Annotated in this window: 17 protein-coding genes and 1 tRNA gene; 12 read left to right on the top strand and 6 right to left on the bottom strand. The window is 66.0% G+C overall.

Translation table 11 applies throughout. From position 1 onward, the window contains the following. Positions 1-48: 48 nt before the first annotated feature. Both rpsA and ASD67_RS18860 read left to right on the top strand, forming a co-directional pair. On the top strand, positions 49-1,761 hold the full coding sequence (gene rpsA, locus ASD67_RS18865; RefSeq protein ID WP_056350484.1) for a 30S ribosomal protein S1: 1,713 nt from the start codon (positions 49-51) through the stop codon (positions 1,759-1,761). Positions 1,762-1,956: 195 nt separating this feature from the next. Further along, positions 1,957-2,235 carry an integration host factor subunit beta gene (locus ASD67_RS18860; protein WP_056350482.1) on the top strand — a complete coding sequence of 93 codons (279 nt, stop codon included), beginning with the start codon at positions 1,957-1,959 and terminating at the stop codon, positions 2,233-2,235. Positions 2,236-2,366: 131 nt separating this feature from the next. Here ASD67_RS18860 and ASD67_RS18855 read toward each other — a convergent pair whose 3' ends face one another. Next, positions 2,367-3,134 carry an ABC transporter permease gene (locus ASD67_RS18855; protein WP_056350481.1) on the bottom strand — a complete coding sequence of 256 codons (768 nt, stop codon included), beginning with the start codon at positions 3,132-3,134 and terminating at the stop codon, positions 2,367-2,369. Beyond that, on the bottom strand, positions 3,131-4,078 hold the full coding sequence (locus ASD67_RS18850) for an ABC transporter ATP-binding protein (RefSeq protein ID WP_056350479.1): 948 nt from the start codon (positions 4,076-4,078) through the stop codon (positions 3,131-3,133). Before ASD67_RS18850 ends, ASD67_RS18855 begins: the two co-directional genes overlap by 4 nt. A 90-nt stretch (positions 4,079-4,168) precedes the next feature. Between ASD67_RS18850 and ASD67_RS18845 the strand changes: the two genes are divergently transcribed. The 5 genes from ASD67_RS18845 to ASD67_RS18825 all read left to right on the top strand — a co-directional run bounded on the left by ASD67_RS18845 (position 4,169) and on the right by ASD67_RS18825 (position 12,066). Beyond that, a tRNA-Leu gene (locus ASD67_RS18845) sits at positions 4,169-4,254 on the top strand. A 65-nt stretch (positions 4,255-4,319) separates the two neighbouring features. Next, positions 4,320-5,834 (top strand): ABC transporter substrate-binding protein, encoded by a 1,515-nt coding sequence (locus ASD67_RS18840; protein ID WP_056352163.1) that lies wholly within the window; start codon positions 4,320-4,322, stop codon positions 5,832-5,834. A gap of 54 nt (positions 5,835-5,888) precedes the next feature. Further along, positions 5,889-6,311, top strand: coding sequence for a DUF4112 domain-containing protein (locus ASD67_RS18835; RefSeq protein WP_056350477.1), 423 nt, complete (start codon positions 5,889-5,891; stop codon positions 6,309-6,311). Between the two features lie 175 nt (positions 6,312-6,486). After that, entirely contained in the window at positions 6,487-8,601 is a 2,115-nt protein-coding gene (locus tag ASD67_RS18830) for a prolyl oligopeptidase family serine peptidase (protein ID WP_056350475.1), read from the top strand. A 138-nt stretch (positions 8,602-8,739) separates the two neighbouring features. After that, positions 8,740-12,066, top strand: coding sequence for a S8 family serine peptidase (locus ASD67_RS18825; protein WP_056350473.1), 3,327 nt, complete (start codon positions 8,740-8,742; stop codon positions 12,064-12,066). A 44-nt stretch (positions 12,067-12,110) separates the two neighbouring features. Here ASD67_RS18825 and ASD67_RS18820 read toward each other — a convergent pair whose 3' ends face one another. Both ASD67_RS18820 and ASD67_RS18815 read right to left on the bottom strand, forming a co-directional pair. After that, the gene (locus tag ASD67_RS18820; protein WP_162248616.1) at positions 12,111-13,448 is read right to left on the bottom strand and encodes a HAMP domain-containing sensor histidine kinase; all 1,338 of its coding nucleotides are present in this window, start codon (positions 13,446-13,448) and stop codon (positions 12,111-12,113) included. Between the two features lie 23 nt (positions 13,449-13,471). Further along, complete coding sequence (locus tag ASD67_RS18815; protein WP_056350469.1) at positions 13,472-14,146, bottom strand: response regulator transcription factor; 675 nt, start codon at positions 14,144-14,146, stop codon at positions 13,472-13,474. Positions 14,147-14,306: 160 nt separating this feature from the next. On the opposite strand from ASD67_RS18815, the gene ASD67_RS18810 reads away from it, so the two are divergent. From ASD67_RS18810 to ASD67_RS18800, 3 genes are read left to right on the top strand one after another with little or no spacing between them, the layout of a single operon-like run. Beyond that, on the top strand, positions 14,307-15,047 hold the full coding sequence (locus ASD67_RS18810; RefSeq protein ID WP_056350466.1) for an HAD family hydrolase: 741 nt from the start codon (positions 14,307-14,309) through the stop codon (positions 15,045-15,047). Between the two features lie 4 nt (positions 15,048-15,051). Next, complete coding sequence (locus ASD67_RS18805) at positions 15,052-16,206, top strand: hypothetical protein (protein WP_056350464.1); 1,155 nt, start codon at positions 15,052-15,054, stop codon at positions 16,204-16,206. Beyond that, positions 16,203-16,985: an FkbM family methyltransferase gene (locus tag ASD67_RS18800; RefSeq protein WP_056350462.1), complete on the top strand. Its 783-nt coding sequence runs from the start codon at positions 16,203-16,205 to the stop codon at positions 16,983-16,985. Before ASD67_RS18805 ends, ASD67_RS18800 begins: the two co-directional genes overlap by 4 nt. On the opposite strand, the gene chrA is transcribed toward ASD67_RS18800, so the two are convergent. Continuing rightward, entirely contained in the window at positions 16,980-18,167 is a 1,188-nt protein-coding gene (chrA, locus tag ASD67_RS18795; protein WP_056350461.1) for a chromate efflux transporter, read from the bottom strand. The two genes, ASD67_RS18800 and chrA, sit on opposite strands and share 6 nt — an antisense overlap. A 267-nt stretch (positions 18,168-18,434) precedes the next feature. Here chrA and ASD67_RS18790 point away from each other — a divergent pair, with 267 nt between their 5' ends. After that, entirely contained in the window at positions 18,435-19,535 is a 1,101-nt protein-coding gene (locus tag ASD67_RS18790; protein WP_056350459.1) for an NADH:flavin oxidoreductase/NADH oxidase, read from the top strand. A 6-nt stretch (positions 19,536-19,541) separates the two neighbouring features. Here ASD67_RS18790 and ASD67_RS18785 read toward each other — a convergent pair whose 3' ends face one another. Further along, positions 19,542-20,324, bottom strand: coding sequence for an SDR family NAD(P)-dependent oxidoreductase (locus ASD67_RS18785; RefSeq protein ID WP_056350457.1), 783 nt, complete (start codon positions 20,322-20,324; stop codon positions 19,542-19,544). A gap of 122 nt (positions 20,325-20,446) precedes the next feature. Between ASD67_RS18785 and ASD67_RS18780 the strand changes: the two genes are divergently transcribed. Continuing rightward, the gene (locus tag ASD67_RS18780) at positions 20,447-21,208 is read left to right on the top strand and encodes a ThuA domain-containing protein (protein WP_056350456.1); all 762 of its coding nucleotides are present in this window, start codon (positions 20,447-20,449) and stop codon (positions 21,206-21,208) included. Positions 21,209-21,220 lie beyond the last annotated feature (12 nt).

Below are 21,220 nucleotides of genomic sequence, written 5' to 3'. Positions count from 1 at the left end.
CGGAACCAACCGCTTGGCCGGAACAAACGAAGTAAGGAAGACACATCTATGGCCACTACGGCTTTCCCGACGCGCGACGATTTTGCCGCGATGCTCGATGAATCGCTTGGTGGTGCCGACGGCGGCTTTGAAGGCCGCGTCGTCAAGGGCACCGTGACCGCGATCGAAAACGACCTGGCAGTGATCGACATTGGTTTGAAGAGCGAAGGCCGCGTGCCGCTTCGCGAATTCGCCATGCCGGGCCAGAAGGCCGACATCAAAGTCGGTGACGAAGTCGAAGTCTATGTCGACCGCGTCGAAAACGCCAATGGCGAAACCATGCTGTCCCGCGATCGCGCTCGCCGCGAAGCCGCCTGGGACCGCCTGGAAGAAGAATTCAACAAGGAAGCTCGCGTCGAAGGCGTCATCTTCGGCCGCGTCAAGGGTGGCTTCACCGTCGACCTCGGCGGCGCCGTGGCGTTCCTTCCGGGTTCGCAGGTCGACATCCGCCCCGTGCGCGACGTCGGCCCGCTGATGGACCTGCCGCAGCCCTTCCAGATCCTCAAGATGGATCGCCGCCGCGGCAACATCGTCGTGTCGCGCCGCGCCATCCTCGAAGAAACGCGCGCCGAACAGCGCTCGGGCCTGATCCAGAACCTCGAAGAAGGCCAGATCATCGAAGGCGCCGTCAAGAACATCACCGACTATGGTGCGTTCGTCGACCTCGGCGGCATCGACGGCCTGCTCCATGTCACCGACATGAGCTACAAGCGCGTCAACCACCCGAGCGAAGTCATCAACATCGGTGACAATGTCCGCGTCCAGATCATCCGCATCAACCGCGACACGCAGCGCATCAGCCTCGGCATGAAGCAGCTCGAAAGCGATCCGTGGGAAGGCGTCGCCGCCAAATACCCCGTCGGTGCGAAGCTGTCGGGCACGGTCACGAACATCACCGATTACGGTGCGTTCGTCGAACTCGAAGCCGGCATCGAAGGCCTGGTCCACGTCAGCGAAATGTCCTGGGTCAAGAAGAACGTCCACCCCGGCAAGATCGTTTCGACCAGCCAGGAAGTCGACGTCATCGTCCTCGAAGTCGACAGCGACAAGCGCCGCATCTCGCTGGGCCTCAAGCAGGCTCAGTCGAACCCCTGGGGCGCGTTCGCCGATGAGCATCCGGTCGGCTCGGTCGTCGAAGGCGAAGTCAAGAACGCGACCGAATTCGGTCTGTTCGTTGGCCTGCCGGGCGACGTCGATGGCATGGTCCACATGTCGGACATCGCTTGGGGCATCTCGGGCGAAGAAGCGCTGCACCTCCACCGCAAGGGCGAGGCCGTGCAGGTCGTCGTTCTCGACGTCGATGTCGAGAAGGAACGCATCAGCCTCGGCATCAAGCAGCTCGAAAAGGGTGCGCCTGCCGTTGGCGGCGGTGTCGCCGCTGCCGGTTCGGTGAAGAAGAACGACGTCATCACCGTCACCGTCCTCGAAGTCCGCGACAACGGCCTCGAAGTTCAGGCCGGCGACGATGGCGCCACCGGCTTCATCAAGCGCGCCGACCTCGGCCGTGACCGCGACGAACAGCGCGCCGAACGTTACCAGGTCGGCCAGAAGTTCGACGCGATGGTCATCGGTTTCGACCGCTCGAAAAAGCCCAGCTTCTCGGTCAAGGCGATGCAGATCGCCGAAGAGAAGCAGGCCGTCGCGCAATATGGTTCGTCGGACTCGGGTGCGTCGCTCGGCGACATCCTCGGCGAAGCGCTGAAGGCCGGCAAGAAGGGCTGATCCCAGCCCCTTGTCACCAGAATGAGACAGAAGGCCCGCCGGATGCGTCCGGCGGGCCTTTTGATTCGGCGATATCTTTTGCGCCCCGCTTGATTCATGTTAGTCTGGCGGCGCGTTGGGAGGGGTCTCACGCACCGAACCGGCAAAGACCGGGAGCCTGCATCCAGCGATGCGCGTGAAAAATAGGGGAAGCCAATGATCCGGTCGGAACTGGTTCAAAAGATCGCTAGCGAAAACAACGATCTGCGCCTCGAAGAGGTGGAGAAGATCGTCGATGTGTTTTTCGATTCCATCGTGGACCAGCTCGCCTCGGGCGGCCGTGTCGAATTGCGCGGCTTCGGCGCCTTTTCGACCCGCGGTCGCGAGTCGCGCACCGGCCGAAATCCGCGCACCGGCGCGGCGGTCGATGTGCAGGCCAAAAGCGTGCCTTATTTCAAGCCCGGCAAGGAAATGCGCGAGCGGCTCAACGACTGAGTTGCCAACGATCGTCCAGGTCCCAAAACTTCGTCATTGCGAGGAGCGAAGCGACGCGGCAATCCAGGTTGGCGTGAACCGCCCTGGATTGCTTCGCTTCGCTCGCAATGACGGAGCGCAATATTCCGCGCTCAATTCTTGAGGCGGTAGCCGGTCCGGAACATCCAGAAAATCACGCTCAGGCAGAGCGTCAGGAACAGCGCGACCGCGCCCATGCTGACCTCGATGCCGACGTCGCCCTGCCCGAAGAAGGTCCAGCGAAAGCCGCTGATCAGATAGACGACGGGGTTGAACAGCGTGATCGTCCGCCAGGCGGCAGGCAGCATGTCGAGCGAATAGAAGGCGCCGCCCAAAAAGGTCAGCGGATAGACGACGAGCAGCGGGATCACCTGCAACTGCTCGAAGCTTTGCGCCCAGATGCCGATGATGAACCCGAACAGGCAAAAGGTCACCGCCATCAGGATCATGAAGGCGACCATCCACAGCGGATGGACGACCTGGACGTCGACGAACAGATGCGCTGTGGCAAAGATGATCGCCCCGATGATCACCGACTTGGTCGCCGCCGCGCCGACATAGGCGATCACCGTTTCGAGCGGCGACAGCGGCGCCGACAGCATCTCATAGATCGTGCCGGTCCATTTGGGCATATAGATGCCGAAACTGGCGTTGCTGATGCTTTCGGTGAACATCGTCAGCATCATCAGCCCGGGGACGATGAAGGCGCCATAGGGCACGTTGCCGACTTCGCTCATCCGGCTGCCGATCGCCGATCCGAAGACGACGAAATAGAGCGCTGTGGTGATGACGGGCAGCGCAAGGCTGGTCCAGACGGTACGCCCGAAACGCGCCAGTTCGAACAGATAGATCGCGCGGACGCCGCGCCAGTTCGCGGTCATGCGGCGGCTCCCTTCGCGGCCCGGGGTTCGTGGACGAGCCCGACGAAAATATCCTCGAGCGAGCTTTGCCGGGTGTGCAGGTCCTTGAACCCCACCCCGATGTCGCTCATTCGGCGCAACAGCGACGGCACCCCGGTCGCCTCGGCCTGGCTGTCGAATTCATAGACCAGCTCATGCCCGTCGCCCGCCAGTTCGAGTTTCCAGTCGGCCAGCTCCGCGGGCACCGCCTCGAGCGGCTCGGCGAGGTTCAGCGTCAACGTCTTGCGTCCCATTTTCTTGATCAGCGCCTGTTTCTCTTCGACCAAGATCAACTGCCCCTTGCTGATCACCCCGACGCGGTCGGCCATTTCCTCGGCCTCCTCGATATAATGGGTAGTCAGGATGATCGTGACCCCGCGTTCGCGCAGCCCGTGGACCATCTGCCACATGTCGCGACGCAGCTCGACGTCGACCCCCGCCGTGGGCTCGTCGAGGAACAGGATTTCGGGTTCGTGGCTCAGCGCCTTGGCAATCATCACCCGGCGCTTCATGCCGCCCGACAATTCCATGATCTTGGAATCGCGCTTGTCCCACAGCGACAGGTCGCGCAGCAATTGCTCGATGAAGGCCGGGTCGCGGCGCTTGCCGAACAGGCCGCGCGAGAAGCTGACGGTCGCCATCACCGTCTCGAACGAGTCGGTATGCAGTTCCTGCGGCACCAGCCCGATCATCGACCGCGCGGCGCGATAGTCGCGGGCATGGTCGTGGCCGGCGACGGTCACCGTCCCGCTCGTCGCGGTGACGATACCGCACACGATGCTGATCAACGTCGTCTTGCCGGCGCCGTTCGGCCCGAGCAGCGCAAAAATCTCGCCCTTGTTGATGGTGAGGTCGACCGACGACAGCGCGGTGTGACCGCTCTTGTACGTCTTGCCGAGTCCGGCGATGGTGAGAACAGCTTCCATGGGCGGTCATCTAGCTGACGGAACCGGACGGGTGAACCCGCAAACAGCGCTTGACCTCATCGGGGGCATAGGCTTGACCGACACCGCTGGGCGGACGTGGCGAAATCGGTAGACGCAGCAGACTTAAAATCTGCCATCCTCTGGATATCCGGGTTCAAGTCCCGGCGTCCGCACCAGCGCCCCACCCTTCAAGGTCCCGCGGCGCGTTAGCACCCTTCCGGTTTCGCGCCGCTTGGCTATGATGACCGCGATGCCCCTGCACATTCCCCTTTCGCGAACCATCGGACGCCTGACCGCCGCCGGTCTGCTGGCGCTCGCGCTCGGCAGCTGCGGCCTGTTCGGCGAACGCGGGCCGGTACGGATCGCGGCGATCGGTGCTCTCAACAGCGCCGCCAACCCGATCAACGGCGAATTGTCCGCCGCCAATGCGGCGCTGCTCGACGCGACCTCGCAGGGGCTGGTCAGCTTCGACGGCGAGGGACAGATCGACGTCGGCCTTGCCGAGCGCTGGACGGTCACCGCCGACGGGCGCAGCTATGTCTTCCGCATCCGCGAGGCCAAATGGGCGAACGGGCGCAAGGTGACCGCCGCCGATGTCGCCAACATCCTCGAAGGCTATCGCGCGCCGCGCAGCAAACATGTGCTCAAGGATGATTTTCCCGAGATCGAGACGATCAAGGCGATGACCGACAGCGTCATCGAAATCCGCCTGTCGGTGCCGCAGCCGGGGATGCTCGAACTGCTCGCCCAACCGTCGATGGCGATCGTCAACCGCGGACTCGGCTGGGGTCCGATGCGCCCCAAACGCACCGGCCGCGCGATGCTGCTGACCCCGGTCGCCGATCCGCTCGCCGAGGATCCCGACGCCGCCGAAGCCGCGGCCGCCGATCCCGCCGCATCGATCGAACTCACCGGCACCTCGGCGGCGGGGGCGCTCGCGCGCTTCAAGAACGGCTATGCCGACGGCGTCGTCGGCGGGCGCTTTTCGACCCTGCCCTATTTCGTCGCCTCGAACATCGGCCGCTCGCGGCTCGTCGTTGATCCGGTTCCGGGACTCTTCGGCCTCAGCATCGTCAGCATCGACGGTTTTCTCGGCGTCCAGGCCAATCGGGAGGCGCTGTCGCGCGCGCTCCGACGCGAGCGGATCGTCGGTGCGTTCGGGCTTCAGGAATGGGAGCCGCAAGTCACGCTGCGCCCCGACCTTTACACGCGCGACGTCGGACCGACCCCACTGCTGCCCGCCTGGGCCGACTATCCCGAACAAATGCGCTTCGAGCAGGCGAAACGCGCCGTCGATGCGTGGAGGGACAGCGGAAATGTCGTCGAACCATTGCGCATCGCGGTGCCGGACTCGCCGGGCGGCCGCATCCTTTTTGCTTATATCGCCGCCGACTTCACGCGCATCGGCATGCCCAGCCGCCGCGTCGCCATGACCGCGACGGCCGACCTCCGACTGATCGACGAAGTGATGCCCAACGACGATGCCCTGTGGGGGCTGCGCCGCCTGTCCTGCCGCGCCGACACCATGTGCCATCGCGACGCCCAGCAACGGATCGACGAAGCGACCGCCGCAACCAGCGCCGCCGACCGCGCGCGCCTGATCGGCGAGGCCGAGCAATTGCTCGCGGGCTATTCGCCCTTCATTCCGATCGCGACCCCGCTGCGCTGGTCGGTCGCATCGCAGCGGCTGACCGGGCTGCGCGCCAACGGCCGCAGCCAGCACCCCTTGAATCACTTGATTGCCCTACCCAACTAATACACCGACCGATATTCGAGCGTTCCATTTCGAGCGCTGCTTGAAAGGACCCCGATGGCCCCTTCGTCTCCCGACACCGACGCGCTGTTCGACGCGCTGATCCAGAATCGCCGCGACCCCGCCGCGCTGCGCAAGCGGGTCGAGACGCTCGAGATCATCCTCGAACGCAGCTTCGTCATCCCGGGCATCAACCGTCCCGTCGGCCTCGACGCGATCGTCGGGCTGGTGCCGGTGGTCGGCGACGTCATCACCGCGGTCATGGGCGCCTATCTGATCTGGGAGGCGCGCAACCTCGGCATGCCGAAATGGAAGATCTGGCGCATGGTCGGCAATCTGGGAGTCGACACGACGCTCGGCGCGATCCCGCTCGTCGGCGACGCCTTCGACTTCCTGTTCCGGTCGAACACGCGCAACCTCAAGATCATCAAGAAGCATCTCGACAAGCATCACCCGGGGACGATCATCATCGATCAATGATATTCATCGTCGTTGCGAGGAGCCGATGGCGACGCGGCAATCCAGAGTGTACGGTAACCGCACTGGATTGCTTCGCTTCGCTCGCAAAGACGAGGCTTATATTGCAGCGGCGGCTCTTCCCCTGGGCTGTATCGAGGTGCTAGCACAGCGGCACACCCCGGGGAGATTTCCAGACATGATCCGCGTTACACTTGCCGGGCTCGCCTTGAGCTGTTCCTTCGCCACCATCGCGGTCGCCGCCGAGAAAGAGGCCAAAGACCCCTATCTCTGGCTCGAGGATATCGAGGGCCAGAAGTCGCTCGACTGGGTCAAAAAGGAAAATGCCGAGACCGACACGCTGATCCGGTCGCGCCCCGGTTTCGAGGCCGATCGCAAGCGCGCGCGCGATATCCTCGACGACGACCGTCAGATCGCGATGCCCGGCGAGGTGATGGGCGATACGATCACCAATTTCTGGCGCGATGCCGCGAACCCCCGCGGGATCTGGCGGCAGAGTCCGCTCGATGCGTATCTCGCGGGCACGCCCGAGTGGAAGACGCTGATCGACGTCGACGCGCTCGGCAAGGCCGAGAAGCAGAGTTGGGTCTGGCACGGCGCCGACTGCCTCGCCCCAGCCTATACGCGCTGCCTCGTCTCGCTCAGCCCCGGCGGCACCGACGCCGATATCGTCCGCGAATGGGACCGCAGCACCGGACAATTCGTCGACGGGGGCTTCACCGTTCCGCTCGCCAAGAGCAGCGTGACGTGGGAAAATGCCGACACCCTGCTCGTCGCGACCGATTATGGCGAAGGTAGCATGACCGCGTCGGGTTATCCGCGCATCGTTAAGCGCTGGAAGCGCGGCACGGCGCTGGCATCGGCCGAGACGGTCGCCGAGGGAGAAACCGAAGACGTCGGCATGAACGTCTTCGCCTTCACCGACGGCGACAAGCGCTGGCCGATGATCAGCCGCGGCAAGACCTTCTACACCGCCGATTACAAGCTGCCGAACATCGACGCGTCGCGCTATATCTCGACGATCGTCCCCGACACCGCGAGCGTGCGCGACGTCATCGACGGCCAGCTCGTCATCTTCCTCAACAAGGAATGGTCGGGCGTCGCCGCGGGGTCGCTCGTGTCGTTGTCGCTCGAGGATATGTCGGCCGACCGTCAGGTGCCCATCGTCACCGCGATGACGCCGACGAACGCGCAGGCGATCGAAGATGTCGCCGCGACCGACAATATCCTGTGGGTGAAGGCGCTCGACGATGTCGAGGGCAAGCTGTTCGCGTTGCGCCGCGACCCCCAGACCGGAAAATGGAGCCAGAAGGACGTCGCGCTCGCCGACAATGCGACGGTAACGATCGCCGGTGCCGTCGCAAAGCGCGACATCATCCTCGCGACCGCCGAAACAATGCTGGTGCCGCCGACGCTTTACGCGGTGTCGGAGGGCAAGGCGGCAGCGGCGGTCCAGAGCCTGCCGGCGACCTTCGACGCCAAGGGCATGCGTGTCGAAAAGCGCTTCGCGACATCTAAGGACGGGACGAAAATCCCCTATTTCCTCGTCCGCAAGACCGGCGCCACCGGCCCCGTCCCCGCGCTCGTCCATGCCTATGGCGGCTTTCGCGCCGCGCAGACGCCGAGCTATCTCACCGGCCAGCCCTATCGCGCCGGCCCGCTCGGACTCTTCTGGGTCGAGGACGGAAATGCCTATGTCCTCGCCAACATCCGCGGCGGCGGCGAATATGGTCCCGCCTGGCATCAGGCGGCGCTGCGCGAGAAGCGCCAGAACAGCTTCGACGACCTACACGCGGTCGCCGAGGATCTGGTCGCCACCGGCGTCAGCGCCAAGGGCAAGATCGCCATTTCGGGCCGTTCGAACGGCGGTGTCCTCGTCGGCGCGGCGATGGAACAGCGGCCCGACCTCTATGGCGCGGTCATTTCGGGTTCGCCGCTGAAGGATATGCAGCGCTATAACAAGCTGCTCGCTGGTGCCTCGTGGGTCGCCGAATATGGCGATCCCGACGTGCCCGGCGACTGGGCCTTCATGTCGAAATATTCGCCATACCAGAACATCAGGAAGGGCGTGAAATACCCGCCGATCTTCCTCTATTTGTCGACCAAGGACGACCGCGTCCACCCCGGCCACGCGCGCAAATTCGCCGCGCGGCTGAAGGAACTCGGCAATCGCGTCTATTATCACGAATATATGGAGGGCGGCCATTCGGTCGGCGCCGACCATGCCGAAGACGCGATCCGCGCCGCGATGCTTCACGCCTTTCTGCTGCGCGAACTGGTCGAGAAGAAGTAAAGTAATAGCGCCGTAAAGTTAACCCCCTAGTAACGATTCGATTTTTCTGAGACGATGCTCCGTTCGCGCGAGTCGCGACCGTTGGCGTTCGATGCCGGACCAGGACATCGCGGCCAACTTGATAGTCAGGGGGCTGACATGAAAATCGATGCATATGACACGGCCACATTGGGTGGCCGGGCGAACAGGGCGTTGTCGGGCGACAACCAGTCGGCGGGCCGTCAAACCCTATCGTCGCGCCAAAGCGACACCGCAGCGCCGGCCGCGAAACCGGGCGCCACGGACGGCGCGTCCGTCGATGCCGGACCGATCTTTACCGTCGGCTGGGGTGACTCCAAGTCCGCGCTGTCGGCCACCCACCTGTCCACCCTGACGGCAGCCGGCATGGTCGCCGCCGACGCCGATTTCGGCAAATTGCAGTTCGGCCTTGGCGACCTGTTCGTCGAATCGAGCCTCGCGGTGATGGGGCTGCACGACGCCGCGCGTGCCAGCGCGCTCGCCGATTTTCAGAGCAGCAACAGCATCGCCCCGGTCGTCGAAGGCTATGTCGCGATCGACGCGACCGCACTCGACGGCAATGGTGCGGCCTTGCTCGCGCAGCTCGAAGCGCTCGGCTTCGAAGGCGGCATCGCCTATGGCGCGCTTGTCGGCGGCTATATTCCGCTCAGCGCGATCGACGATCTGGCGGCGCTCGCCAACCTGAATTTCGCGCGGCCGGCCTATTCGATGGCGAGCGCCGGTTCGGTGCAAAGCCAGAACGTCTTTTCGGGCAACGCCGATTTGGTGCAGAATCATTACGGCCTCGACGGCAGCGGCGTGAAGATCGGCTTCATCTCCGACAGCTTCAACACCGCGACGCTGACCACCACGGGCGCCGCGCTGACCATCCATTATGCGCAGGACGTCGCCAGCGGCGACCTGCCCGCCGGGGTGGAGGTGCTGCTCGACAGCACCCTCGCCCAGAACCGCGACGAAGGCCGCGCGATGATGCAGCTCGCGCACGACATCGCGCCGGGCGCGACTCTGTCGTTCCACACCGCGCAGGGCGGTCAGGCGGTGTTCGCCGCCGGCATCCAGGCCCTCGCCGACGCCGGCGCCCATATCATCGTCGACGACATCATCTATTTTGCCGAACCGATGTTCCAGGACGGCATCATCGCACAGGCGGTCGATGCGGTGACGACGGGCGGGGTCCAATATTTCTCGTCGGCGGGCAATCAGGCGCAGCGCTCCTATGAATCGGTGTTCCGCGATTCGGGCGAGACCTTTACCGCCAACGGCATCACCTATCGCCTGCACGATTTCGATCCCGGCGCCGGGATCGATTCGACCCAGTTGATGTCACAGACCGGCTCGGTCATCTACGACCTGCAATGGGCGCAATCCTTCTTCTCGGCGAGCGGGGTCGGCGGGAATTCCGACCTAGCGCTTATCTTCCGCCAGACCAACGGCACGGTGATCACGATCATCGACAGCAACAATATCAACGCCGACGCCCTTGAACTCGCGCAGTTGAACGGCAATGGCAGCTTCACCCTCTCGATCGGCGTCGATCCTGTCGGCACCAACCCGACCTTCATCAAATATGTCACCTTCGGCGGCACCTGGTCGGCGAGCGAATATGCCACCAACAGCTCGACCTCGTTCGGCCATTCCAACGCGGCGGGCGCGATCGGCGTCGCGGCGGCGGACTGGTTCAACACCCCCGCCTTTGGCCAGACCCCGCCGCTGGGCGAAAACTTCACCTCGCGCGGCGGTCAGCAAATCTATTTCGACACCGACGGCAATGCGCTGGCGACGCCCGAGACGCGCACCACCGTCGACATCACGATGGCCGACGGCGGCAACAACACCTTCTTCGGCAGCGACATCAGCAGCGACCTCGACACCCTGCCCAATTTCTACGGCACGTCGGCGGCGGCGCCCAATGCCGCCGCGATCGCGGCGCTGCTGCTTCAAGCGGCGCCGAATGCGACCCCGGCGCAAATCCAGGCCGCGCTCGAAACGACCGCGATCGATATCCAGGCGCTCGCCACCGGCCGCCCGACCCACAACATCGGCGTGCTCACGGGCACGGGTTACGACATCGACACCGGCTGGGGGCTGATCCAGGCCGATGCCGCGCTGGAAGCGCTGATCGGCGCCCGGGCGACGGCGGTCGGCGAAACGACGCAGGTTCGCGAGAATGTGACCGTCAGCGGCAATCTGATCGCCAACGATATCGTGGCATCGGGTGGCCAGTCCGCGGTCGTCCGCTCGGTCAATGGCGACGTGATCACCTTCGGCACCCCGATCACCCTGCCTTCGGGCGCGCTGCTGACGGTGAACAGCGACGGGACCTATACCTACGACCCGAACCACAAGTTCGACTATCTGATCAAGAACACGCTGGCGATACAGCTCGGCGCGGCCAACGGCTATGTACCCGACACCTTCACCTATGGCCTGGTCGGCGGGTCGACCGCCACGGTCACCGTGATGGTCCGCGGTCTCGAAGGCCCGGGCGACGAACTGCACGGCAATGGCGCCAACAATGTCATCACCGGCACCACGGCCAATGACATCTTCAACCTGTCGCAAGGCGGCGACGACACCGTGTCGGGGCTTGTCGGCAACGACCTCTTCTACTTCGGTGCCGCGATGACCGCCGCGGATCGGGTCAATGGCGGCGGCCACACCGACACGCTTGTGTTGCAGGGCAATTACAGCGCGGGCCTGACCTTCGCCGCGACCAGCCTGGTCAGTATCGAGCGCATCAATCTGTTGTCGGGCAGCGACACGAGCTTCCGCGATACCGCCGGAAACAGCTACAGCTATGTGATCACCACCGTCGACGGCAATGTCGCCAGCGGCGCGCAGCTGATCGTCGATGCCAAGCCGCTTGGGGCGACCGAGACCCTGAACTTCGACGGATCGGCCGAGACCAACGGGACTTTCGTGCTGCGCGGCGGGGAGGGCAACGACACCATGGTCGGCGGCCAGGGCAACGACCAGTTCGCCGGCCGCGGCGGCGCCGACATCTTCCGCTTCTTCGCGGATTCAGGCCAGGATCTGATCACCGATTTCTTGTCGGGAACCGACAGGATCGACCTCTCGCAGCGCGGATTCCTGGACTATCAGGCGGTGATCGATGCGACCCAGAATGTCGGTGGCAACGCGGTCATCGATCTGGGCGGCGGCGATCTGGTGACGCTGCGCGGCGTGACCAAGGCACAATTGCAGTCGGGCGATTTCATCTATGCCAGCCCGGCGGCGCAGGGTGCGGCGGCGGGCGACCTGCTGATGGGGTCCGGCGGCTGGGGTGGCGACCTGTTCCTGGCGCCCGTCGGTTCCGGCACGACCGGGCACGATAATCTGGTGTTCGATACCGGCGGATTTGCCTCGCATTGGATGGCGGATACCGCACCCGATCAATGGACCGACTGGCAGATTGGATTGCAGCGGCACGACATCCACCTGTTCTGACGCGAAGGCGCCGATCGCGGCGGACGGCGCCGCGACCATAGGGGTCAGAAGGTCAGCACGACCTTCGTCCCCGGCGCGGCGTCGCCGATCTCCATGCTGCCCTTGTGCAGCGCGACGATCGCCGCGACGAGTGCGAGGCCCAGCCCGGTTCCCGGTCGCCCCGCGGTCTCGGGCAGGCGGAAAAATCGCTCCTTCACCCGCTCGCGATAGGCGGGCGCGATGCCCGGCCCGCGATCGCTGATCGCGACCCGGATCCGGCCGTCGACCGCATCGGCCTCGACGCCGATGCTGCCGCCCTCGCCGCCATATTTGACCGCATTGTCGAGCAGGTTCGAAATCGCCTGGAACAACAGGTTGCGGTCGGCCTCGATGGTCAGCCCCGGTGCGATCCGCGCCGCGATCGTCTGGGCATGGTCCTCGGCGTCGGGTCCGTGCAGCTCGACCGCGTCGGCGAGCAACAGCGACAGGTCGACCGGCTTCGTGCCCGCGAAATGCCGCCCGCTCTCGATCCGCGCGATCCGCAGCAGCGCGTCGAAGATCGCCTGCAACCGTTCGGCTTCGGCGACCGCCTGTTCGGCGAGCCGCTCGCGCTCCGCATCATTGTCGGCCGTGCGCAGTTCGTCGAGGTCGGCGTGAAGCCGTGCCAGCGGGGTGCGCAGTTCGTGCGCGACATTGTCCGACACCCGCCGCACCGACTCGACCGATTCCTCGATCCGCCCGAGCATCAGGTTGAGCGTTTCGGCCAGTTCGTCGAAATCGTCGCCGGTGCCGCGCAGCGGGATGCGCTCGGTCAGGCTGCCCGCCATCACGCGCCGCGCCGTGCGGGTCACCGCGTCGATGCGGCGGCTGATCGCCGCGCCCATCGCCAGGCTGCCGCCGACCGCGAGCAGCGCCGCGATCGCGATCATCCACGCCGAATTGAGCGTGAACATCTCGTCGCGATCGTCGATCTCCTCGACATCGCGCCCGACGATGAGGCGCGCGCCGTCGGCCAGCCGGCGCTCGACGACCAGCGCTTCGAAATCAATCTCCTGCCCCTCGAAATAAAGGTCGGCCTCCAGCAACTGCCAGCCCGCGATCTGCTCGCGTGGCCAACTCGGCAGATTGGCCGTCGCGACGACGCCGCCGCTACCGACCAGCGCGTGGAAGGCGCGGGTCTTTCCGGCGCCTTCGCGCCGCCGGTCGAGCGCCCCGATCAACGCCGCGCGTCCCTGGGTCGCGTCGATGCGAACCAGCGCTGCGGCTTCGGCACGCACCCGGTCGGCTTCGGCGGTCAGCGGGCGATGGACGCCGATCCACCAGGCGGTGCCGAACAGCAGGGCCAGCGATGTGAGGAACAGCGCGACATAGATCAGCCCGAGCCGAAAGGTCAGGCTGCGCAAGACGCGTCGCAGGCGCCCGCCGCTCATCCCGCGCGCATCAGATAACCGGTGCCGCGCACCGTGTGGATCAGCGCCGCGTCGAAGCCGCGATCGACCTTTTGCCGCAGCCGGCTGACATGCTGGTCGATGATATTGGTCTGCGGGTCGAACTGATAGTCCCACACATGTTCGAGCAGCATCGACCGGGTCACCACCCGCCCCTCGTTGCGCGCGAGATAGGTCAGGATGCGATATTCGCGCGTCGTCAGGTCGATCGCCTTGCCCTGCCTTTTCACCTGCTGGCCGAGCAGGTCGATCTCGAGGTCGCCGACCGCAAGCTTCGTTTCGGCGACGATCGCCGGCCCGCGCCGCGCGAGCACGTCGACACGCGCGAGCAGTTCGGACATCGCGAAAGGCTTGGTCAGATAATCGTCGCCCCCGGCGCGCAGTCCCGCGACGCGCTCGTCGACCTCGCCCAGCGCGCTCAGGAACAGGATCGGCGTCGCGTCGCCCGTCGCGCGGATCGTCTGCACGATCGTCAGCCCGTCGACATGGGGCAGCATGCGGTCGACGATGATCAGGTCGAAACCGTCGGTGGTGGCGCGGATCAGTCCGGCGCGGCCGTCGGCCTCGTGCGTGACGACATGGCCGGCGCTTTTCAGCCCCTTGCCGATATGCTCCGCGACACGGGCATCGTCCTCGATCACCAGGATTTGCATCCCCTTCCCTTAGGCAAGCGGGCGGCGCACCGCCACGCTTTCGAACATTTGATTTTCGTCATCTTCGCGCCGCGATGCCGAACATGGCCAAAATCAAATCTTCAGCCCACCGAGCCGATAACCGCCGCCGCCATGGCTCGCTCCGGACAAGGAGCAGACCATGGGTCGGGCGGAAATGCATATCGCGGCGCAGGCACCGCAAGCCGTCATCGCGCCGGCTCCGGCCCTGCTGTCGGTCTTCGACCTCGACCGCACCCTCTCCATCCTGCCGACCTACACCCCCTTTCTTTTCTTCGCGGCGCGGACGCGCGCGCCGTGGCGGCTGTTGCTCGTGCCGCTGCTGTTGCCGCTCGCGCTGCTCTACGCGCTGAAACTGCTGCCGCGTGGCCGGATGAAGCAGGCGATGCACCGGGTCGCGCTCGGCGGTGCGCTGCGCGAGCGCGAGGCGGCGCGCCTTGCCGATCGCTTCGCCCAGCACCTCGTCGCGCGCGGCCTCTATCGCCAGGGCCTCGCCCTGATCGAGCGCGAACGCGCCGCCGGACGCCGCATCCTGCTCGCGACCGCCGCGCCGCATTTCTACACCGCCGCGCTCGCGCGCCGGCTCGGCATCGGCGACGTCGTCGCGACGGGTTCGTCGTGGCGCGACGGCCACCTCGTCCCCGCCATCACCGGCACCAATTGTTACGGCGCCGACAAATGCGCGATGGTTCAGGCCTTCCTCGCGCGCGCCGGCATCGATCGCGACGCCGCGCATATCCGCTTCTTTTCGGACCACGCCTCCGACCTGCCGCTCTTCGACCTCTGCGACGAGCCCGTCGCCGTGAACCCCTCGCCCCGGCTTGCCGCCATCGCCGCCGCGCGCGGCTGGCCGGTGCTCGACTGGCGCAAGCCCAAGGACTGACCCCATGCGCATCGGTTTCCTGTTCAACCACAGCGGCGGCCACCAGGTCGCCCACGCCCTCCCCGTCGCGCTGGCACTCCGCCGCCTGTCGAACCGCGCCGACATCCGCATCCTCGTCTCCGCGGGCAGCGAGGCCGAGGTCACGCGCCTTGTCGATCGCGAAGCGGGGCCGCGCCCCGACATCGTCCGCCTGCGCCCGGCGTCGCGTCTGGCCGGTACCGCGCGGCGCGCGACAGGCGGTGCGGTGCCCGCCGACACGCTGTCGGTGCTGCGCCGCAACCTCGACCATTTCCGCGACCTCGACGCGCTCGTCGTCCCCGAAAAAACCTCGCTGCTGCTCAAGACGCATTTCGGGCTCGACAATCTCAAGCTGGTCCACACCCGCCACGGCGCCGGTGACCGCGCGATCGGCTTCGACAAGGCGAGCGGCAAGTTCGACCTGGTGCTGATGTCGGGCGCGAAGATCCGCGACCGGCTGGCCGACGCCGGGCTGCTGCGCGAGGACGGCCATGCGATCGTCGGCTATCCCAAATTCGACCTGCCGCCGCGCAGCCCGCGCCCGCGCCTGTTCGTCAAGGACCGGCCGACCGTTCTCTATAATCCGCACCCTTCGCCCGCGCTGTCCAGTTGGTACCGCATGGGGCCGCAGATCCTCAACTGGTTCGCGAACAGCGACCGGTACAACCTGATCTTCGCGCCGCACGTCATGCTGTTCCAAAAACGGGTGACCGCGTCGCTGTCTCCCTTCGCGCTCGGCTGGAACCGGCTGCCCGATCCCGCGCATTACGACCGCGACCATATGCTGATCGACACCGGCAGCCCGGCCAGCCTCGACATGACCTATACCGACGCCGCCGACATCTACCTCGGCGACGCGAGCAGCCAGGTTTATGAGTTTCTCCGCCGCCCGCGCCCCTGCGTCTTCCTCAACCCGCGCGGCCACGCCTGGCGCGGCAATCAGGATTTCGCGCATTGGCAGGCAGGTCCGGTGGTCGAGACGCTCGAGGATTTCGCCGCCGCCTTCGAAGAGGTGCCGATGCTCGAACCCGCCGACCGCCGCCGCCAGCGCAACCAGTTCGCCTATAGCTTCGACCTCGACGCGCGCCCGTCGTCCGAGCGTGCAGCGACCGCAATCCTCGATTTCATGGGGCGCGCATGACCAGCCTCGTCGCCCCCTCGCCCGTCGGCGCTTTCATCGAATATGGCCTGTTCAAGACGCTCGCCAAATGGCGCGCGCGGCTGTTGTCGGCGCTCCGCCGCACCGCCGCCGATCCGGTGCGCACCCGCTACGGCGTGCTGATGCGCGCCAACTGGCGCGACCGCACCTTCCAATATTGCTATCACGCCACCTACGGCCGCGTCCTTGCCGACTATCTGGCGGACCAGCGCCGCCCCTTTTCCTTCGTCGACATCGGCGCCAACCAGGGGCTCTACAGCCTGATCGCGGCCGCCAATCCGCATTGCCGCACCGTCACCGCCTTCGAACCCGTCGCCGCGACGTTTGCGCGGCTGGCCGACAATATCGCGCTCAACGGCGACAGCGAAAAAGTCCGCGCCGTCGATGCCGCGGTCTCGCTCGAATCCGGCACCGCGACGATCGCCACGGACGCCGCGCACAGCGGCACCGCGAGCCTGCGCAACAGCACCGCCACCGGCGAAACGATCCGGATCCTCGGCATCGTCGACGTCGACGCATCGATCGACGAACGTTTCCCGCTGGTCGTCAAGATCGACGTCGAGGGGCATGAGGAGACCGTGATCGAAGCCTTGGCGGCCTCGACGCACCTGCCGCGCATCGCCGCGATCTTCTATGAGGTCGACCGCCGCTGGACCGACGCCGCCGCGATCGAGGCGCGGCTGCGCGGCGCGGGCTTTGCTCGCTTCACCCGCTATGGCTTCGGGCGGCACTATGACGTGCTGGCGGAGCGCGCCTCATAGGCCCAGCAGCCAGCCCGCGACCCCGCCCGCCAGCACCAGCGCCGGAATCACGAACTTGCCCTTCAATTTCCACACCAGAACCAGCGCGACCGCGAAGATCAGCACCGGCGCCACGAACCCCGATGCGCGCTCGGCGGTCGACCAGCCGAGTTGGACCAAAGTCGCCGCGATGACCCCGACGACCGCGGCCGCAACGCCCGCGAGCACGCGGTGCAGCGCCGGATGTTCGACCACCGCTTCCAGCCGTTCGAAGAAGATCATCGAGAAGGCGAAGGCGGGCAGGAACATGCCGATGGTGATCGCCAGCGCCCCCGGAAATCCGCCGGCGACATAGCCCGCGAAGGTCGCGAAGATGACGAGCGGCGCCGGCAGGATGCCCGCCAGCGCGACCCCATCGAGGAACGATCCGTCGGACAGCCAGCCGCGCCCCACCGTATCGGCGCGCACATAAGGGATAGCGGTATAAGCGCCGCCGAAGGTCAGCAGCCCGCCTTTCAGCCCCGCGATGAACAGGGCGAGCGTCGTCGCCGGACCCGCCGCCACCACATTCACTGCAGGGTGGAAGCCGTTCGATGCCGGGATCAGCCACGCCAGCGCCGCCGCCGCGACGAGGACCATCGCGGCAAGCGTTTTGCGTGCGGACAAGGCATAGACCAGCCCGCCGGCCAGCAGCGGAATCCAGAACGGCACCCCGGCGAGCGTCGCGACAAAACTGACCCCCGCAATGATCCAGAGCAATCCGTCCTCGAGGATATGGCTGCCGATCCGCTGCACCGCGCGCAGGATGATCGCGAGCACGACGACCTGGATGCCGAAAAAGATGCTCGCCGTCCCCGGCTGGCCGACGATCCAGCTGTCGTAGAGCCAGGCCGCGAGCAGCATCAGGAAAAAGCCCGGCAGCATGAACCCCAGTCCCGCGAGCAGCCCGCCGATCCGGCCGCGCGCGACCATGCCGAGATGGACGCACAACTCATGCGCCTCGGGCCCGGGCAAGACCTGCATCACCGCGAGCAGCCGGTTGAAACGCGTCGAGGAGATCCAGCGCTCCTCCTCGACGAGCACCTGGCGCACCATCGCGATCTGCGCGACCGGTCCGCCGAATGCGAGGAAGCCGAAGCGCAGGAACTTCAGGAACAGCCGAAAAAGGCCGAGCGAAGGGGGAGAAGGTTCGAGAATCGTCATGCCAAGCGCGCTCCTGCCGCAAAATGCGGCCCGTGGAGCGGAACTTGGGCGGCGAGCGCCTGGACGGGCGTCCGCGTTTGCCCGTTCGCTTCCTTTATCACGACGTTCCGTGAAGGAAATATAGTCTTGCTATCGCGGCTGCGAGTTTGGCTTGGGTTTGGGCTGGGGCTTGCCCTCCCTGCAGCCGAAGATACTCGGCAAATTGACCATGGGTCCCGTCGGATTTTCGTTTAGAGGGACCTATCTCATCACCAGCGGGAGGCGATCTTGGCCCATTTGTTCACCCCGATCGACATCGGCGCGCTGTCGCTGCCCAACCGCATCGTCATCGCGCCGATGTGCCAATATTCGGCCGAGGATGGATGCATGACCGACTGGCATCTGATCCACCTCGGCCAGCTCGCGATGTCGGGCGCCGGCGCGCTGACGATCGAGGCGACCGCAGTGACGCCCGAAGGGCGGATCAGCTACGCCGACGTCGGCCTCTATGACGACGCGACCGAAGCCGCGATGGCGCGGGTGCTGACGTCGATCCGCCGCTTTTCCGCCGTCCCCGTCGCGATCCAGCTTGCCCATGCCGGGCGCAAGGCGAGCACCGCGAAGCCATGGGACGGCGGCGGCCAGATCGCCCCCGGCGATGCGAACGGCTGGCAAACGCTCGCGCCATCGGCGATCTCCTTCCTCGACACGGAGAATGCGCCCCTTGCGCTCGACGACGCCGGGCTCGACCGCATCCGCACCGCCTTTGCCGACGCCGCGCGGCGTTCGGCCCGGCTCGGGATCGACGCCGTGCAACTCCACGCCGCGCACGGCTATCTGCTCCACCAGTTCCTCTCCCCGCTGTCGAACCGGCGCGACGATTCCTATGGCGGCAGCCTCGAAAACCGGATGCGCTTCCCGCTCGAAATCTTCGACGCGGTGCACGCCGCCTTTGGCGGGCCGGTCACCGTCCGCGTGTCGGGGACCGACTGGGTCGACGGCGGCTGGACGATCGAGGAAACGATCGCCTTCGCACGCGCCCTCGAAGCGCGCGGCTGCGCGGCGATCAACGTGTCGAGCGGCGGGCTGCATCCGGCGCAGCAAATCGCGCTGTCGCCGGGGTATCAGGTGCCGCTCGCGCGCCGGGTCAAGGATGCGGTCGCGATGCCGGTGATCGCGGTCGGGCTGATCACCGACGCCGCGCAGGCCGAGGCGATCGTCGCGAACGGCGACGCCGACATGGTCGCGATCGCGCGCGCCGCGCTCTACGACCCGCGCTGGCCCTGGCACGCCGCCGCCGCGCTGGGCGCGACGATCGCGGTGCCGCCGCAATATGAACGCAGCGAACCGCGCGAGCATCGCGGCCTTTACCGGATCGAGCGGGGCTGAGGTCGCTTAGACCCCCATCATGCCCGCGGTCGTCGCGCCGTCGATCACATAGTCGGCGCCCGAGATGAAACCCGCCTCGTCGGACGCGAGGAAGGCGACGAGCGCGCCGATCTCGTCGAGCTGCGCCATCCGCTTCATCGGCGCCATGCCCTCGAACGCCGCGCGCGCGGCGGCGGGGTCGGGCGAACGGTCGATGACGCCGCGGATCATGTCGGTTTCGACGACACCGGGCAGGATTGCGTTGACGCGGATCTTGTACCCCTTGCCCGCGCAATGGATCGCCGCCGATTTGACGAGCGCGACGACCGCGGCCTTGGTCACCGAGTAAGCGGCATAATTGCCCATCGCGCGGTGCGCGTTCATCGACGAATTGACGATGATCGATCCTGCCGCGCCGCCAGGATTCCGCGCCATCGCGCGGATCGCGTGCTGAACGGTCAGCATCACCCCAGTCTGGTTGACCGCAACGATATGGTTCCACGCGGCGATGTCGATATCCTCGACGCTCGCATCGCCCGCCTCGGTCCCGGCATTGGCAAAGGCGATGTCGAGACGGCCATATTCGGCCTCGATATCGGCCATCAGCGCGTCCCACACGCTCGCATCCTCGACGCGGTGGGTGCGGAAGATCGCGCCGGTGTCGGCTTCGACGCGGGCCGCCGCCTCGGCGTTCGAGCCGGTGAAGACGACGCGCGCGCCCTCCCCGACCAGCCGCCGCACCGTCGCCGCGCCGATCCCGCTCGTCCCGCCAGTGACCAAAGCGACCTTGTCGCGCAGTCGTTGCTGCATCGCGCCTCTCCTCTCTTCGCCTTCTTGCCAGTTTCGCTCGCGACAGGAACCTATCAATACAGCAAGGTGACGGGCCGGCACACGTCTCGCATGATGGAAGCATAAACAGGAGAGGACCGACGATGAGCGACAGCGAACATCCGCCCCGCATCGATTGTGTGCTGATCTGCGGCGGCGTCTGGCACGACATGGATTTCGCGCGGCTCGAGCTGCTCAAGCTGCTCGCCGAGGACCCGCGCATCCGCACCCGGGTGTTCGAAAATTACGACAATATCGCCGCGATCGAGGCCGCCGACATCCTCATCACCTATACCTGCGACGTCACCCCGTCGCTGCCGGCGCAGGAGGCGCTGCGCGACTGGCTGAAGCGCGGCGGACGCTGGTATGCGCTGCACGGCACCAATTCGATCCTGCGGCTGCTCGATACCGGCGTCTGGGACGCGCCGCGCTGGGCGCCGCTGATGATGGATTTGCTCGGCTCGCAGTTCATCACCCACCCCGCGATCGAACCCTATACGGTGCGCGTCGCCGACCCCGATCATGCGCTGACCAAAGGCATCGAGCCCTTCGAGACCACCGACGAACTTTATCACCTCGAAACACATGGCGACCTGCATGTGCTGCTCGACACCGAGTGCACCGGGCCGGGCACCGGCTTCGTCGAGGCCGAGGATGCGCCGGGAACCTATCCGGTCTTCTACATCAAGCAACATGGCGCGGGCGCGGTGCTGTACCTCACGCTCGGCCATTGCCGGGGGCATTACGACCTGCAGCCGATGATGGAGTGGTGGCCGACGGTCGATCGCTGCGCCTGGGACCTGCCGGTCTTCTACGACCTGCTGCGCCGCGGGATCGGCTGGCTGAAAGAACGCGAGAGCGTTTGAGGCTCAACCACT

This window comes from Sphingopyxis sp. Root1497 (assembly GCF_001427085.1).
GTDB lineage: Bacteria > Pseudomonadota > Alphaproteobacteria > Sphingomonadales > Sphingomonadaceae > Sphingopyxis.
The sequence above is the reverse complement of the archived record's forward strand: the minus strand, read 5'-3'. Positions and strand labels throughout refer to the sequence as shown.